The organism is Streptomyces sp. NPDC017225, from assembly GCF_044331465.1.
Classification (GTDB): Bacteria; Actinomycetota; Actinomycetes; order Streptomycetales; family Streptomycetaceae; genus Streptomyces.
This window is the reverse complement of record NZ_JBIRNE010000002.1, coordinates 379,569-394,436: the sequence shown is the minus strand read 5'-3', so window position 1 is coordinate 394,436 and position 14,868 is coordinate 379,569. Positions and strand designations below refer to the sequence as shown.

At 73.1% G+C, this 14,868-nt stretch carries 13 protein-coding genes and 1 pseudogene; 4 read left to right on the top strand and 10 right to left on the bottom strand.

Going from position 1 to position 14,868, the window contains the following annotated elements:
- Positions 1 to 18 precede the first annotated feature (18 nt).
- The gene (locus ACH4NX_RS05495; protein WP_351391267.1) at positions 19 to 1,047 is read left to right on the top strand and encodes a methyltransferase; all 1,029 of its coding nucleotides are present in this window, start codon (positions 19 to 21) and stop codon (positions 1,045 to 1,047) included.
- 86 nt (positions 1,048 to 1,133) lie between these two features.
- Here the strand turns inward: ACH4NX_RS05495 and ACH4NX_RS05490 are convergent, their stop codons facing one another.
- From ACH4NX_RS05490 to ACH4NX_RS05470, 5 genes are all read right to left on the bottom strand, one after another.
- Positions 1,134 to 2,291: a SchA/CurD-like domain-containing protein gene (locus ACH4NX_RS05490; protein ID WP_351391270.1), complete on the bottom strand. Its 1,158-nt coding sequence runs from the start codon at positions 2,289 to 2,291 to the stop codon at positions 1,134 to 1,136.
- Positions 2,292 to 2,441: 150 nt separating this feature from the next.
- Positions 2,442 to 3,155 carry a class F sortase gene (locus ACH4NX_RS05485; protein WP_398126916.1) on the bottom strand — a complete coding sequence of 238 codons (714 nt, stop codon included), beginning with the start codon at positions 3,153 to 3,155 and terminating at the stop codon, positions 2,442 to 2,444.
- Between the two features lie 109 nt (positions 3,156 to 3,264).
- On the bottom strand, positions 3,265 to 3,708 hold the full coding sequence (locus ACH4NX_RS05480) for a hypothetical protein (protein ID WP_398126917.1): 444 nt from the start codon (positions 3,706 to 3,708) through the stop codon (positions 3,265 to 3,267).
- Between the two features lie 284 nt (positions 3,709 to 3,992).
- Positions 3,993 to 4,820 (bottom strand): alpha/beta hydrolase, encoded by an 828-nt coding sequence (locus ACH4NX_RS05475; protein ID WP_351391276.1) that lies wholly within the window; start codon positions 4,818 to 4,820, stop codon positions 3,993 to 3,995.
- 179 nt (positions 4,821 to 4,999) lie between these two features.
- Positions 5,000 to 6,895 carry a SpoIIE family protein phosphatase gene (locus ACH4NX_RS05470; RefSeq protein ID WP_398126918.1) on the bottom strand — a complete coding sequence of 632 codons (1,896 nt, stop codon included), beginning with the start codon at positions 6,893 to 6,895 and terminating at the stop codon, positions 5,000 to 5,002.
- A gap of 129 nt (positions 6,896 to 7,024) precedes the next feature.
- Between ACH4NX_RS05470 and ACH4NX_RS05465 the strand changes: the two genes are divergently transcribed.
- On the top strand, positions 7,025 to 7,720 hold the full coding sequence (locus ACH4NX_RS05465; protein WP_351391282.1) for a hypothetical protein: 696 nt from the start codon (positions 7,025 to 7,027) through the stop codon (positions 7,718 to 7,720).
- A gap of 54 nt (positions 7,721 to 7,774) precedes the next feature.
- Here the strand turns inward: ACH4NX_RS05465 and ACH4NX_RS05460 are convergent, their stop codons facing one another.
- Together ACH4NX_RS05460 and ACH4NX_RS05455 are read right to left on the bottom strand one after the other, a co-directional pair.
- Complete coding sequence (locus tag ACH4NX_RS05460; RefSeq protein ID WP_351391285.1) at positions 7,775 to 8,248, bottom strand: ATP-binding protein; 474 nt, start codon at positions 8,246 to 8,248, stop codon at positions 7,775 to 7,777.
- Positions 8,249 to 8,361: 113 nt separating this feature from the next.
- Positions 8,362 to 9,099, bottom strand: coding sequence for an SAM-dependent methyltransferase (locus ACH4NX_RS05455; RefSeq protein ID WP_398126919.1), 738 nt, complete (start codon positions 9,097 to 9,099; stop codon positions 8,362 to 8,364).
- 102 nt (positions 9,100 to 9,201) lie between these two features.
- Between ACH4NX_RS05455 and ACH4NX_RS05450 the strand changes: the two are divergent.
- Together ACH4NX_RS05450 and ACH4NX_RS05445 are read left to right on the top strand one after the other, a co-directional pair.
- Positions 9,202 to 9,971: pseudogene (locus tag ACH4NX_RS05450) on the top strand (LysR family transcriptional regulator).
- A 128-nt stretch (positions 9,972 to 10,099) separates the two neighbouring features.
- The gene (locus ACH4NX_RS05445; protein WP_398126920.1) at positions 10,100 to 11,296 is read left to right on the top strand and encodes a cytochrome P450; all 1,197 of its coding nucleotides are present in this window, start codon (positions 10,100 to 10,102) and stop codon (positions 11,294 to 11,296) included.
- Positions 11,297 to 11,334: 38 nt separating this feature from the next.
- On the opposite strand, the gene pgm is transcribed toward ACH4NX_RS05445, so the two are convergent.
- The 3 genes from pgm to ACH4NX_RS05430 form a co-directional block, all read right to left on the bottom strand.
- Entirely contained in the window at positions 11,335 to 12,975 is a 1,641-nt protein-coding gene (pgm, locus tag ACH4NX_RS05440) for a phosphoglucomutase (alpha-D-glucose-1,6-bisphosphate-dependent) (protein WP_351391293.1), read from the bottom strand.
- A gap of 293 nt (positions 12,976 to 13,268) precedes the next feature.
- Positions 13,269 to 13,697, bottom strand: coding sequence for a hypothetical protein (locus ACH4NX_RS05435; RefSeq protein ID WP_351391296.1), 429 nt, complete (start codon positions 13,695 to 13,697; stop codon positions 13,269 to 13,271).
- A 217-nt stretch (positions 13,698 to 13,914) separates the two neighbouring features.
- Entirely contained in the window at positions 13,915 to 14,853 is a 939-nt protein-coding gene (locus ACH4NX_RS05430; RefSeq protein ID WP_398126921.1) for a LysR substrate-binding domain-containing protein, read from the bottom strand.
- Between the last annotated feature and the right edge of the window lie 15 nt (positions 14,854 to 14,868).

Here is a 14,868-nt window from a genome sequence, read left to right as displayed (position 1 = left end):
GAAGGAAGGAAGCGGCACATGACGACCGCACAGACTGCCCCGCCACCGCCCATGCGGCTGAGGGAGCTAGTGTTCGGGGCGGCATGTGCCGCCGCCCTCCGCGCGGCCGCCCGGCTCGGCGTCGCCGACGCGCTCGGCGACACGCCCATGGCCGTGGAGGACCTCGCGGCCGCGGTGAAGACCGAGCCCAGGCCGCTGCGCCGGCTGTTGCGTGCCCTGACCTGCTACGGCGTCTTCGCCGAGCACAAGGACGGGACCTTCACGCACACCGACATGTCCCTGCTGCTGCGGGAGGATGACCCGCACAGCCTGCGCTACATCACGCTGTGGTGCACCGAGCCGTGGACCTGGGACGCGTGGCCCCAGCTGGACGAGGCGGTGCGTACCGGCGGCAATGTCGTCGAGAGTCTGTACGGCAAGGAGTTCTTCGCCTACCTCAACGAGGACGCTCCGGAGTCGGCCGAGGTCTTCAACCGCGCCATGACGACCTCCAGCCGGCAGTCGGCCCAGGACGTCGCGGCGCTCCTGGACCTGTCGGGGAGCGCGTCGGTGGCGGACATCGGCGGCGGCCAGGGGCACGTGGTGGCGAGCCTGCTGGAGAAGTACCCCACGATGCACGGCACCCTGCTCGACCTGCCACGGGTGGTGGAGAATGCCGACCCGCGGCTGCGCGAGGGCGGATCGCTCGCGGACCGGGTGCGGATCGTGCCGGGCGACTGCCGGGTGGCCGTCCCCGTCCAGGCAGATGTGTACATCATCAAGAACATCCTCGAATGGGACGACGACAGCACCGCCCGTGCGCTGCGGGGCGTCATGGCGGCGGGTGGGCCCGGGGCCCGGGTCGTGGTCATCGAGAACCTCGTCGACGACACGCCCTCGATGCGGTTCAGCACCGCCATGGACCTGCTGCTGCTCCTCAACGTCGGCGGCGCCAAGCACACCACCGACAGCATGGTCGGCCGGCTGACCGACGCGGGCCTCGTCATCGACGACATCCGCCCGGTCAACCCCTACCTGCACGCGTTCGACTGCACCGTGCCCGAGTGAGCCGACCCGAAGCCGCGGCACGTCGGCCGCCGGACCGCCCCCGCGGCGGTCCGGCGGCCGACGTGTGCGCGCCGTGGAGGGGCGGTTCAGGCGTCGGGCGCCCGGCGGTCGGTGACCAGCCCCATCCGGGCGCCCTCGAGAGCGCGGGCGAGGTCGCCGCCCGCCGGCGCTGATCCGTCCGTACCCGCCGGGCCCTCCAGGAGCGTAGTCAGCTCGGCCACCTGGCCGGGGTCCGAGAGGCCGAGGGACACCGCCGGGCCCGCGGCGTCGAGCCCGCCTCGTACGTCGACCAGCCGCACCACGATGTCGTCACGCTGGAAGACCGTGCTGCACAGAACGGGACCGCGCGGGTCCTGTGCCGCCGCCTCGTCGCGCTCGGCGAGCAGCCGGGCCAGCCGCATGCCGCAGCCCGGCCTGGCCGGATACGACAACGCGTGCCGCCGCGCCGCCGGGTCCTGGTGCCCCGAGGTCACGTGGTGGACGGCGGGCAGTGCCGCCCGTGTGTAGAAGATCCGGGCGGACTCCGGGTCGCCGAGGTTCCGGTCCTGCTCCAGATACGGGTTGATGGCCTCCTCGACGGCCCGCACCTCGGGCTGCTCGGCCACGTGCCGCAGGGCCGCGAGCAGGTCACCGCGCACCTCGATGGCCCGCACCACCCGGTTGCCGTGCAGGAACAGGGACGTACGGCACAGCCGTGTGGTGTCGTCGACCCGCGGCTCGGGCGAGGCGTAGTCCGCGAGGATTGCGGCGACCGCCTCCTCGCTGCCCGGTTTCACCGTGAAGGTGAGCGCGTGCCGGATCACGCCGTCACCGAGGCGGGGCGACGTCTGGAGCCCGCCCCGGGCGGCCCCGGCACCCGCCGCCGGGTGGCTCGTCTCCCGGACGACGTGGAAGCGGAGCGACCTGGTGTGCCGCACGCAGTTGTGCAGCGGCTTCACCATCCGCACGTGCTCCTCGCTGCTCACCCAGGTCAGGAAGGGCGGAGCGCTCTCCCACTCGCTGGTGATGAGCCACTGGGAGGGGTTCTCGATGGACTGGCACAACTGCTCGCCCAGGTGGCCGGGGACGGACTCGACGTGGCTGCGCAGTTGCTCGTACGTCTCGAGGAACTGCTGCTGGGCGCCGTCGTAGACCTCGACCAGCAGGACGACCCGGAGCCTGGAGCCGTCGAACACGGACTGGGAGACATGGTGCGACGCCTGTCGCGTCGGCGGTTCCGAAACAGGGGGGGACGTGGTGGTCATCCTGCGCACATCTCCTTCGCGGGTGCGGAACTGAACGTCGGCCGCGGTGATGCGACGCCGGCGTTCCTAGATCGTGTGCCCGGCCCCGGTGGCGCGCGACTCGTGTGCACTGCGCGGGTGACCGGCACCGCCGGCACCGCGCCGCGGAACTCAGACGAGGTGCGCGAAGACCACCAGGTTCTCCGTGTAGTCCTTGGCCTTGCGGTCGTAGTCGCCCGCGCAGGTGATGAGCCGTACCTCGGGCCGGTCCGCGTCGCCGTACACGCGCTCGCTGGGGAAGTCGTCCTTGTCGAACGTCTCCAGGCCGTCGACCTCGAAGGTCGCCCGGCGTCCGTCGGCTCTGCGGACGTGGAAGACGTCTCCCTCGTCCAGTTGGCCGAGGTACGCGAAGACGGCCGCGGACGTCTTCGTGTCCACGTGCCCGGCGATGATCGAGGTGCCCCTCTCGCCGGGGGAGGCGCCCTTGGCGTACCAGCCGACGAGGTTGGTGTCGTCGGGCGGCGGCGGCTCCAGCTGCCCGTTCGCGCCGATGGCGAGGTCGGTGAAGGGGGCGTCGACGGAGATCTCCGGGATGAGCAGACGCACCGGCTTCGAGCGCGGCAGGTCCGTATCCGCGTCCGTGTCCGTATCCGCGTCCGCCTCGGTGTCCGCCTCCGTGTCCGCCTGGCCGCCGGCCGCGGAGGGGGCCGACACACCGGGCTGAGGGGCGAGCGGTGGGCGGGAGGAGTCGGCCGACGTGTCGTTGCCGCCGACCAGGCTCACCGCCAGGACCAGGAGGGCCACGGCACACAGCACCGTCATGCCCGAGCGGGACCCGGTCGGCGCCTGCTCGTCGTCGGCGGGAGAGGAAGGGGGGACTGACATCGAGGACCACCTCACTGGGGCACGGGCGGCGGACAGGACGGGGGCGAGCGAGCCGGGCCGCCACGCGGTGCCTGGGTGGCGGCCCGACGGCTATCGCGCCCGGCATGACTCACGCCATCCCGTGAGCCGACTTCCTGCGCCGGACGGCGTACAGACCGGTCGCGGCGACGCCCAGGACGGCCAGTCCGCCCGCGGTCGTGGTCGGCGCGTCCAGCCCGCCGCCCCCGGTGTGCATACCGCCGCGCGGCTTCTCGTGCTCGCCGCCGCCCCAGGACTTCTCGCCCTCGTCCTGCTTGTAGGTGCCCGAGCCCTGCTTGGACGTCTCCGAGTCCTGCTTCTCCCAGTCGCCCTCGTTCACCGCGGTCAGCGCACCGCCGCCCGTGTGCATGCCGCCGCGCGGCTCCTCGTGCTTGCCGCCGTTGTCGTGCTCCTTGCCGTAGGAAGAGTCGTCGTGTTCCCAGTCGCCCCCGGCCGCCGCGTAGGCGCCGGGAGCGCCGAGGACGAGGACGGCCGAGGCCGCCGCCGTGGTCAGGAGCATGCGAGCAGAACGCATCTGAGTTCCTTCCGTCACGACCGGGCAGCTGGTGCTTCGTCAGCTGAGGGGACCCGGTCCCGACGTGAATCACCGTCAGCCAGCTCTTCGGTTCGCACCACTCAAGACGATCAGCCGGGTGAACGTCCGCCCGGACCGCGGCCCGCGTTGTCCGCCTCCCGGGGTCCGCCGGCCGAGATCGGCAGGCGCCCGGTCACCTCGGAAGGCCACGGTCGGGGCCCGCCTGCCTCGGCCGCCGCGGTCCCGGGCTCGGGGCCGGGGCCGCTTCTCCGCATCGGGCGGGGCTACTTCTTCAGGAACGTCAGGAGGTCCGCGTTGAACCGCTCCTTGTCGCCGGGCACCACGGCAATGCCGTGGGAGGCCCGCTCGTAGACCTTCAGCTCCGCGCCCGGCACCAGCCGAGCGGTCTTGCGGCCCGTGGCGTCGATGGGGACGATCCGGTCGTCGTCGCCGTGGACGACGAGGGTCGGGATGTCGAACCTCTTCAGGTCCTCGTGGAAGTCCGTGGTGCCGAACGCGTCCACGCAGTCGACGCCGCCCTGGATGGTCTGCGCCATCGCCATGTACCAGAAGGCGTCCTTGTTTCCCCGTGTGACCTTGTTCCCCTCGCGGTCGGCGGAGAAGAAGTCGACCGCGGTGTCCTGCCAGAACTGCGAGCGCTCCTCGATGATCCCGGCCTTGATGCCGTCGAACACCGACTGGGGGACGCCCTCGGGGTTGTCCGGCCCCCCCAGCATCAGCGGCGTGATGGCGGAGAGCAGGACCGCGGAACGGACCCGCCCGGTGCCGTGCCGGCCGATGTAGCGGGCGAGTTCACCGCCGCCCATGGAGTGCGCGACGAGGGTGACGTCGCGCAGGTCGAGGCCGGTGATCAGGTCGTTCAGGTCGTCGGCGAAGGTGTCGAAGTCGTAGCCGTCGTAGACCGGAGTGGAGCGGCCGTGTCCGCGGCGGTCGTGGGCGATGCCGCGGTACCCGGCGTCGGCCACCGCCTTGAGCTGGTCCTGCCAGGCGTCGCCGTTCAGCGGCCAGCCGTGGATGAAGACGACCGGACGGCCCGCGCCCCAGTCCTTGTAGAAGATGTCGACGCCGTCGCGAGTGGTGCAGATGGGCATGCGCCCTCCGTCGGTCGGGGCCCGGCCGTGCGGCGTGGGCCGGCGGGTGATGGGGACGCCTCGGCATCTCCCCCAGCAGTCGAACGTACTTACGCCGCTTCCGCACGCGGCAGACGACCGGACGGGTACGGCGAGCGGAGCGGCGCATGTGAACGCGGCGTCGCCGCCCCACTCCGTCCCTACGCGTCCGGGTCGACGTGTGTCGTGTCCTCCACCTCGGGCTCCTGACGGCGTGAGCCCGGAGCGGCCCGGTCGGGGGCCGCCTCGCTGTGCGCGGACTGGGGCGGTGGAGGCGGCGCGGTGTCCCCCGGTGCGCCGGCGCCGGCGCCGGGCAGGCGCAGGGCGAGCAGCGCGACGTCGTCGCCGCGCGGTGTGATGCGGGCGAGCAGCTCGTCGCAGAACGCGTCGATGCTCCGCCCCTCCAGCCGGCGGGCCAGGACGCCGGCGTGGTGGCGGAGCTTGGCCATGCCGAGGTCGATCGGGCGGTCGCGGCTCTCCACCAGGCCGTCGGTGTAGAGCAGGAGGACGCTCTCCGGCGGGAGCTCCTCGTGCGCGTCGGGCCAGTCCAGGCCGAGGCGCAGGGTGGCGCCCATGCCGATGAGCGGTCCGTGGCCGGCCCCCAGGAAGCGGGTCCCGCCGTCCGGTGTGATCAGCAGGGGCGGCGGATGGCCGGCGTTGACCCAGTGGAACTGCCAGGGGCCGCCTTCGGGGCCTTCGACGCGGGCGAAGACGAGCGTGGCCATGGGGGCGTCACTGGTGTTGGTCACGGCCTCGTCGAGACGTCGCATGATCACGCTGGGCGGCTCCTGGTGGTCCCAGGCCAGGGCGCGCAGCATGTTGCGGACCTCGGCCATGTGGGCGGCGGCCTGCAGATCGTGTCCGACCACGTCCCCGATGACCAGGGCCATGACACCGTCGGCGAGCAGGAAGGCGTCGTACCAGTCGCCGCCGACCTCCATGGCGCTCTCGGCGGGCCAGTACCGCGCCGCCATACGGAGGTGGTCGACCTGCGGGAGGGGCGTCAGCAGCTGGCGCTGCATGGTCTCGGCGACGTTCTGCTGCTCGTGGTAGAGGCGGGCGTTCTCCAGGACCAGTCCGACACGGCGGCCGATGTCGGCCAGCAGGGCGACCTCGTCCTCGGTGTGCGCGGGGCGCTCCTGCGCGCGTGCCACGGTCAGCATCCCGTACGTCCGTTGCCGGGTGCGGAGCGGCACGATGACGGCCGAGTGTCCGCCGAGCCGTTCGAACAGCACGCGATGGGTGGCGGCGAGAGGGTGGTGGGGGTCGTGCGACAGGTCCTCCGCGCTCAGCGGGGCGGGGCGGTCACCGTTGACCAGCCGGGTCAGCGCGGCGCGGGCCGGGTCGGGCAGCGAGGTCACCCGCCCTCTCAGCCGTCCCGTGCGGTGCGGGCGTGTGCTGCTGCGGACGGCGACCCGCTCCAGGACGTCCGAGTGTCCCGGGTAGACGTCGACCGCGGCCCACTGGCCGAGTTCCGGCACCAGCAGGCGCAGGAGGCGGCGAATCGTGGCGGAGGTGCGCTCGGTGGGGACCGGCACCGTGGAGATCTCGGCCACCAGGTGCAGCTGGGCGGTGAGGGCTTCCAGGGCGGCGGTGCGCGCCTCGGTCTCCTCGGCGGCGCTGCGGTGCAGGCTGAAGTCGTGGAAGACGAGGACCAGCCCCTGCGGCCGGGCTTCCCCGGCCAGCGGGGTGGCCGCCCAGATGATCGGTACCGTGGTGCCGTCGGCCCGCTGGAAGTACTCCTCGCTTCCCTCCTGGGCGGGCGTCCCGTACAGGGGGTCGCGCAGCGAGCAGCGTTCGCGCGGCACGGGGCTGCCGTCGGCGTGCCGGTGCAGGAGGTCGTGCGCGTCGTGTCCCATCATGTCCCGCGCCGACCGCCCCAGCAGCTGCTCGGCCCAGGGGTTCACCGAGGTGATCCGGCCGGACGTGTCGAGGGTGAGGACGCCGGCGCCGAGAGCGTCCAGGACGGCGCGGGCGAAGTCGGGCCCCGGGGCAGTGCCCGCTCCGTCGGCTCCTGGCCCGCCGCCGTCCCGGTGGCCCGCCCAGCGTGATGTCACGACCCTCACAGCCTTCCGACGCCGTCCATCCCGCCAGGTTCCCCCAGGGGCGGGGATGAACCGCTCCTGAGGGCCGAAGGAGGGAGGTCGGGTAGGCTCCCGGTGCTGATCTTGTACCGGGAGGGTTGCGTGCGGACGAAGAACACGACCACGGCGGCGACCGTGCTGACCTGTCTGCTGGCGGGGGCCCTCGTGGCGGGGTGCGGCGGCGACTCCGGCGGGAGCGAGTCCGCCGACGACATGCTCGAGGACGCCAACGCCGCGATGCGGGCGCTGAAGTCCGTGCGGGTCGACTCCACCAGCACCGCGGCGAAGGGCGGTACGGTCACCGTCCGGCTCCTGACCGACCTCGACAGCCGGTGCACCGCGAAGACCACGTTCTCCCAGGGCGGCACCCTCGACCAGATCCGGCTGGGCGAGACCGACTACGTCCGTCCCGACCGCGCCTATCTCGAGAAGTGGAAGCCCGGTAGCGTCACCAGCGAGCAGCGGCTGTGGATCAAGACGCCCGCCGACGCGGCGCAGCCCGGTGACGGGCTCTCCTCCTGCACGCGTCCCTTCGAGTCCTTCGGCACGGCGACGAAGGGCAAGAGCACCCGCGTCGGCGACCGGGAGGCGGTCGAGCTGACCGTGACGGACAAGGCGGACGAGGGCGGGACGTACACCTTCTACGTCGCCACGCAGGGCACGCCGTATCTGCTCAAGGCGGTCTACAGGAGTGCCGAGTACGACACGACCACGTCCTTCGCCGACTTCGACAAGTCGCTGGACATCCAGCCGCCGAAGGCGGCCGAGGTGATCGACGCGCGGGAGGCGCTGCGGTGAGCCCGTGAGCGGCGTGGGCCGCCGCCGGGCGAGGGAGCCGGCACCGCGCCCGGATCAGGACGGGCGGCCGACGGCCGTGCCGTTCATGTCGTCGGCGAGCCGCACCGCGGCCCTCATGCGCTTGCCGACCGGCTCCCGGTGCACCTCGAAGCTCTGGCAGACGGCCATCACTATCTCCAGCCCGTGCCGGCCGATCCGGCCCGGGTCCGCCGTCTCGGCGACCGGCAGTACCGGGTCGCTGTCCCACACCGTGACCTCCACCCGGTCCTCCGCCAGTTCCAGATCGACCAATGAGGGCCCGGGCGCGTATTTGCAGGCGTTCGTCAGCAGTTCACTGACCACCAACTGCACCAGGTCCATCGCGCGGTCGGACACCGGGAGGCCCTGCGCGGCCCGCACCCGTGCCAGGAACCCGCGGGCCAGCTCCCGGCCCCGGGCGATGTCGCCGGGCATGCCCTCGTACTCCGCCGAAACCCTGACCAGCTCGCTGCTTCTCAGCCGGTCCCCATCGTGGGCAGCCCTGTCCATCCGATCCGCCCTCTTCCTGAGCCTTGACCGTTACGCCAGCCCGTCTACCCCCAAAATCCGGGAAACATCAGAGAACGGCCCGTCCGATCACGACGACTGCGCGGTCTCGCCGCTCAGTCGCTCGTCGGACGCAGGACGAGGCAGAGAAAGCCCATCGACTCCCGGTAGACCCGCAGCCATTGCTCGCGGTGGGTGGTGGCCGCCTCCAGTGCCTGGGCACTGTCCGGGTCGGTGGGGTAGTCCAGGGCCCACGAGGCCAGCGACCCCGTCCAGGACCACTCGTATGCGTCGAGCTCCCGTCGGGTGCTGACGTGTCCGCCGACCGGGGTCCAGCCGTCCGCTGCGACCCGGTCCAGCGTGGTCGGCAGGTCGGTGAGGTCGCCGAGCATCTCGACGGCCTCGGCGGACGGTTCGCTCTCCCAGTAGCCGTCACCGACCAGGACGCGTCCGCCGGGCGCCAGGTGTCCGCGGGCGGCGGCCAGGGTGGCGGGCAGGCCGCCGAAGGCGTGGGTGGAGCCGACGCACAGGACCAGGTCGAAGCGGTGCGGGGCGGTGAACCGCGTGGCGTCCTCGCGGTGGAGGACGAGGCGGTCGCGCACGCCGAGCCGGGCCGCCGCCTCCCGGGCGTGGGCGAGCGCGGTCTCGGAGGTGTCCACGCCCTCGGCCGTCAGCCCCGGGTGCTCGGCGAGGGCGCGCAGCAGCCACTCGCCACCGCCGCAGCCCAGGTCGAGGACGCGCGCGTCGCCGCGTGGGACACCGCGTTCCAGGAGCCGGCGTACCGAGTCGTCGTCCAGGGGGACGGCGATCGGGTGATCGGCATGGGCGATTCGGGAGATCTGTTGACGGTCCACCGGCGGATCATCACACGCCGGCCCGGGCTGAGGCACCTGCTTTGCGCTTCGTCCAGGCACCGCACCCGGCACGGCGAAGGGTCGTGCCCGTAGATTGGCCGCTTGGATCTCCTGGCCGTACGCACCTTCGTCATGGTCGCGGAGGCCGGACAGTTCCAGGCCGCGGCCGCCGAGCCGGCGGTCTCCCAGCAGGCCGTCTCCCAGCGTGTCGCCGCGCTGGAGAAGGAGCTCGGGGTGCCGTTGTTCACTCGTACCGCGCGCGGGCCCGGCTCACCGTCGTCGGACAGGCGTTCCTGCCGCACGCGCGTGCGCGGCTCGACGCCGAGGAGCGGGCCGCCGCCTCCGTACGGCCCGGCCGCCGCCCTCCGCGGGTCGGCGTGATCGGCAGACGGACCGCCGTGGCCGGTCTGCTCCGCGGCTTCCACCGCGCGCGCCCGGACGTCGGCCTCGATGTCGTCATCCTCTGCGAGCGCCGTCCGGTCCGGGGGGATCGACGCGTCCTTCCGCTGCGTCACCGTGCCGGGGCGGGGACTCCCCGACGGCATCGAGGCCATGCCCTTCCTCGACGAGCCGCTCCAGCTGTTCACCGGGCCCGCCCACGCGTTCGCGGCGGCCCGCCGAGTCCTCGACGGTGGCGACCTTCCCCCAGCGAGCGGCCCCCGCTCGTCCGGCCCGCCGTCCACGATCTGCGGCGCGTCCCGACGCCCGTCCATCCGCACTCGCTGCTCTGGCACGCCGGCAATCCGCACCCCGCGCTGACCGCGCTGCGCGCCCACCTCGCCTCCCGGCCGTCCGGCCGCCTCGACACGGAGGTCCGGACACCGCCGTGGGCCCTGCGCTCCCACCCGCGGGACGGTGGCACCCGGTCGTGACGTCGCTCCTCCCCGACTGGGCGCACCGCGGGGGTGGTCAGCAGTCGGCGCGTGCGTGATCCTGTGACCACGCCGGCGGGCCGGGCGGTGACCGGGGCCGCGCGGCGGACGGACTTGGGGGTGCCCGCGTGGCGCACGACGGACAGGACTCCGCGCGCAAGGCCGTCCGGAGGCGGACCGGGGCGGCGTGCCCGGTCGGCCGCGCGGCGGACGGGACGTGGCAGGTGCGCGACTACGCTGCCGCGCGAGCGCTGCTGCGCGGCCCCGGCACCGTGCAGGCCGGCCTCGGCATCGAGACGGTGGAGAAGCTCCCGCCCCGAGTCCGCCGGCCCGTGCTCTACCGGGACGGCCCCGAGCACCGGGAGCATCGCCGGCAGACCGCGCGCTTCTTCACTCCCCGCCGGGTGGACGAGCACTACCGCGACCTGATGGTCCGCGTCGCGGACGAGCAGGTCGCGGCCCTGCGCGCGAGGGGCGAGGCGCAGCTCTCCGACCTGGCCTTCGAACTGGCCATCGGCGTGGTGAGCGAGGTTGTGGGACTGCGGTACAGCAGGCCCGGCATCCGCCGCAGGCTGGAGCGCTTCTTCCCCGAGGAGTTCGGCGAGCCCGGCCTGACCGGCGTGCGGGGCGTCTACTGGTTGGTGCGGCAGAACACCAACTGGCTCCGCATCCACCTGGCCGACGTCCGCCCCGCCATCCGCGCGCACCGTCGTCACGAGCACGACGACCTGATCTCGCACCTGATCGCGGAGGGCTGCTCGGACGCGGAGATCCTCGGTGAGTGCCTGACGTTCGCCGCGGCCGGCATGGTCACCACGCGCGAGTTCATCTGCCTGGCCGCCTGGCAGCTGTTCTCGGACGCCGGTCTGCTCGACCACTACCGCTCGGCGGACGAGAGCGGGCGCCTGGCCGTCCTCCAGGAGCTGCTGCGGCTGGAACCGGTGATCGGGCGGTTGCGCCGGCGCACCACGGAGGCCGTCGAACTCCCCTGTCCCGGCGGGCCGGTGACCGTCGGCCCCGGCGAGTACGTCGAGCTCCACCTGGACGAGGCCAACACGGACCCGAAGGCCGTGGGCGACGAGCCCCTGCTGATCCGTCCCGGCCGGGCCCCGGAGGTCGGTGCGGGGCTCGCCTTCGGCGACGGGCCGCACCGCTGTCCGGGCGCGCACATCGCCCTCCTGGAGACCGATGTCTTCCTCAGCCGGCTGTTCGCCCTCGACGGTGTCCGGATGAACGGGCAGCCGCGCGTCGCCTTCCAGAAGGCGATCGGCGGCTACGAGATTCGCGGGCTGACCGTGGCACTCCCCGGGACCGGTCGTCACTGACCGGCCCGGGGGCCGGGTGCGGGGGTGCCGGTGCGGCGTCAGCCGCCCAGGGCGCCGAGGACGACGAGCTTGGCCTCGTCCTGCACCTGCCGGAGGTGGTCCGTCCCGAGGAACGACTCGCCGTAGATCTTGTAGACGTCCTCGGTGCCGGAGGGGCGGGCCGCGAACCAGGCGTTCTCGGTGGTCACCTTGATGCCGCCGATGGGCGCGCCGTTGCCCGGCGCCTCGGTGAGCACGCCGGTGACCGGCTCTCCGGCGAGGGTGTCGGCGGTGACCTGGGCCGGGGACAGCTTGGCCAGGCGGGCCTTCTCCTCGCGGGTCGCCGGGGCGTCGATGCGGGCGTAGGCGGGTTCGCCGAAGCGTGCGGTGAGGGCCGCGTACTGCTCGGAGGGCGTCCTGCCGGTGACGGCGGTGATCTCGGAGGCGAGCAGCGCCAGGATGATGCCGTCCTTGTCCGTGGTCCACACCGAGCCGTCCCGGCGCAGGAACGACGCCCCGGCGGACTCCTCGCCGCCGAAGCCGAGCGTGCCGCCGACCAGTCCGTCCACGAACCACTTGAAGCCCACGGGTACTTCGACCAGCCGTCGGCCGAGGTCGGCGGCGACCCGGTCGATCATGCCGGAGGACACCAGCGTCTTGCCGACGCCGGCGTCCGAGGGCCAGTGGGTGCGGTGGGCGTAGAGGTAGGAGATCGCGGTGGCGAGGTAGTGGTTGGGGTTCATCAGTCCGGCGTCGGGGGTGACGATTCCGTGCCGGTCGGCGTCGGCGTCGTTGCCGGTGGCGATGGTGAAGCGGTCGCGCCGCTCGATGAGCGAGGCCATCGCGTGCGGCGACGAGCAGTCCATACGGATCTTCCCGTCCCAGTCCAGCGTCATGAACCGCCAGGTGGGGTCGGTGAGCGGGTTGACGACGGTCAGGTCGAGGCGGTGCTGTTCGGCGATCCGGCCCCAGTACGCGACGGAGGCGCCGCCCAGCGGGTCGGCGCCGATCCGCACGCCCGCCGTCCGGATCGCGTCGAGGTCCAGGACGCTCGGCAGGTCCGAGACGTAGGCACCCAGGAAGTCGTAGCGGCCGGTGCCGGGCGCGGTGAGCGCCTGGACGTAGGGGATACGCCGTACGTCCTTCAGGCCGGCCGTGATGATCTCGTTGGCCCGGTCCTGGATCCAGGAGGTCGCGTCCGAGCCCGCGGGACCGCCGTTCGGCGGGTTGTACTTGAAGCCGCCGTCGGCGGGCGGGTTGTGCGAGGGGGTGACGACCACTCCGTCGGCCAGGCCCGAGGGACGGCCTCGGTTGTGGGTGAGGATGGCGTGCGAGACCGCCGGGGTGGGGGTGTAGCCGTCCGTGATGTCGATGAGTACGGTCACGTCGTTGGCGGCGAACACCTCCAGCGCGGTGATCCTCGCGGGCTCGGACAGGGCGTGCGTGTCGGCGCCCAGGAAGAGCGGGCCGTCGGTGCCCTGTGCGGTGCGGTACTCGCAGATGGCCTGGCTGGTGGCGGCGATGTGGTCGTCGTTGAACGCCGCCGCCAGGGACGATCCGCGGTGCCCGGACGTGCCGAAGGCCACGCGCTGCCCGGGCTCGGCCGGGTCCGGGTGCAGGGCGTAGTACGCCGTCACCAGCCGGGCGACGTCGATCAGGTCCTCGGGGCCGGCCGGCTTTCCGGCTCGGTCATGCTGCATGCGCCCACTCCTCCGCATCGGTCGGGACTTCGCTCGCGGTCCCATCTTCCCCTGTCCGGGGAGCGGGACCCGACGTCCGGGCCGAGACCGAGGCCGACGGCACGACCTGGGCGGGTGGTCGCGACTGCCGGTCCGGCCCGCGCGCCGGGGTACGGCGCGGCGGGGCCGGCCGGCGATCGGTACGACGCGCGGACCGCCCGACGGAATACGGCGGTCACCGTCATGGCCGTGGAGCGCTCGCCCCTCGGCATCGATCCGGCCGCCGATCCGCGGAGTTGTCCGTCCGGAAGGCGTCAGATCCGGCCGCCGGTGAGGCGGGTGAGGGGGCCGTGTGTGTGGCGTCCCGCGCGGCGGCCCACCGCGTACGACGCGGCGCTCAGGGCGGTGACGCCGGCGCCCACGCCCGCCGCGACGAGCTTGCGGTGGGCGATGGCCGTCCACGCCGTCCTGGCCGTGGCCGCGACGTGTCCCGAGGTGGTGACGACCGCCTGGCGGCCGGCTTCGACGCCCTTCGCCGCCGTCTGCACGGCGCCGTTCGCGGCCTGGGCCGAACGCTGGGCGCCGGCCTTGGCCGCTGACGCCGCGTCACCGGCCTTGCCCGCGGCGGCCTGTCCGGCCCGCGAGGCGGGGGCGGTCGCCTTGTCCGCGGCGTCACGCGCCTTGGAATCGGCGGTCCGTGTGGTGGTGGGCTTCTGGCTCGTGTCCTTGTTCGGATCGCTCATGGACACCGCCTTGCCTTTCACGAGAACGGTAAACACGCGCGGCGAGTTGAGCGGCCCGCGGCGGTCAGGCGGTCGCCGTCGGCGTTCACGCGTGTCGTGGCGTGCCGTCCGCGCAGGACGAGTGAGGGCGGGGAAGGTGTCGTCGTCACGCGGGCGGGACCGCCCTGCTCGGCGGCCGTGGGCCGCGACGGGTGACGCCCGCCCGGCGACGCCTTCGTCATCGGGGCGCCGCGGTCGGCGGCAGCTGGGCCGGGCTCACCTGCTCGCCCAGCACCTGGGCCATGAACTGCACCAGCCACCGCTGCGCCGGGCTGCGCGAGGACTCGTGCCGCGCGTACAGGGCGATCTCGATCGGTTCGGTCTCGAAGGGCAGCCGGACCAGGCGCACCCGGTGGGAGGCGGTGAAGACCTCCCCGACGTACTCGGGGACGATGGCGATCAGGTCGGTCTGTTCCAGCAGGTAGGGCAGCATCGAGAAGCGGGTGGCGTCCACGGCCACCCGTTCCAGGAGCCCGTGCGCGGCCAGCACCGCCCGGGGCGCGACGTGCCCGCTCGGCCCGAAGACCGTCGCGTGGTGCTCGGCCGCGAGGTCCGGCAGCGTGACCGCGTCGCCCCGCACGCGCGGATGGTCCGCGGCGACCATGAGGACGTAGCGCTCCCGGAAGAGCGGAATCCGTACGGTCAGGTGCGAGGTGATCACCGGGGTGGCCACGAACGCGTCGAGGTCGCCGCGGCGCAGCTGGCTCTCGGCGTCCTCCACGTCGAACGGGCGGACGGTGAACGACACTCCCGGCGCGCGCTCGCGGGCCGCGGCGAGGAGCCTCGGCAGGAGGGTCGCCTCGCCGAGGTCGGAGAGGGCGATCGTGAAGCGGCCCGACATGGTCCCGGGGTCGAAGGCGTCACCCTGCCGGACCGTCCCGTCGATCTCCGCCAGGGCGCGCTGCAGCGGCTCGTACAGCCGCCGGGCGCCGGCCGTGGGCGTCAGTCCGCGACCGTTGCGGCGGAACAGCTCGTCGTCGAAGTGCCGCCGGAGCTTGCCCAGGCTGTAGCTGACGGTGGGCTGCGTGACGTGGAGCGTCTCGGCCGTGGCGGTGACGCTCCCGGTCTCGTACAGGAGGACGAAGACGCGGGCCAGGTTGAGATCGAAGGTGCCCATATCGATGAACTCTAT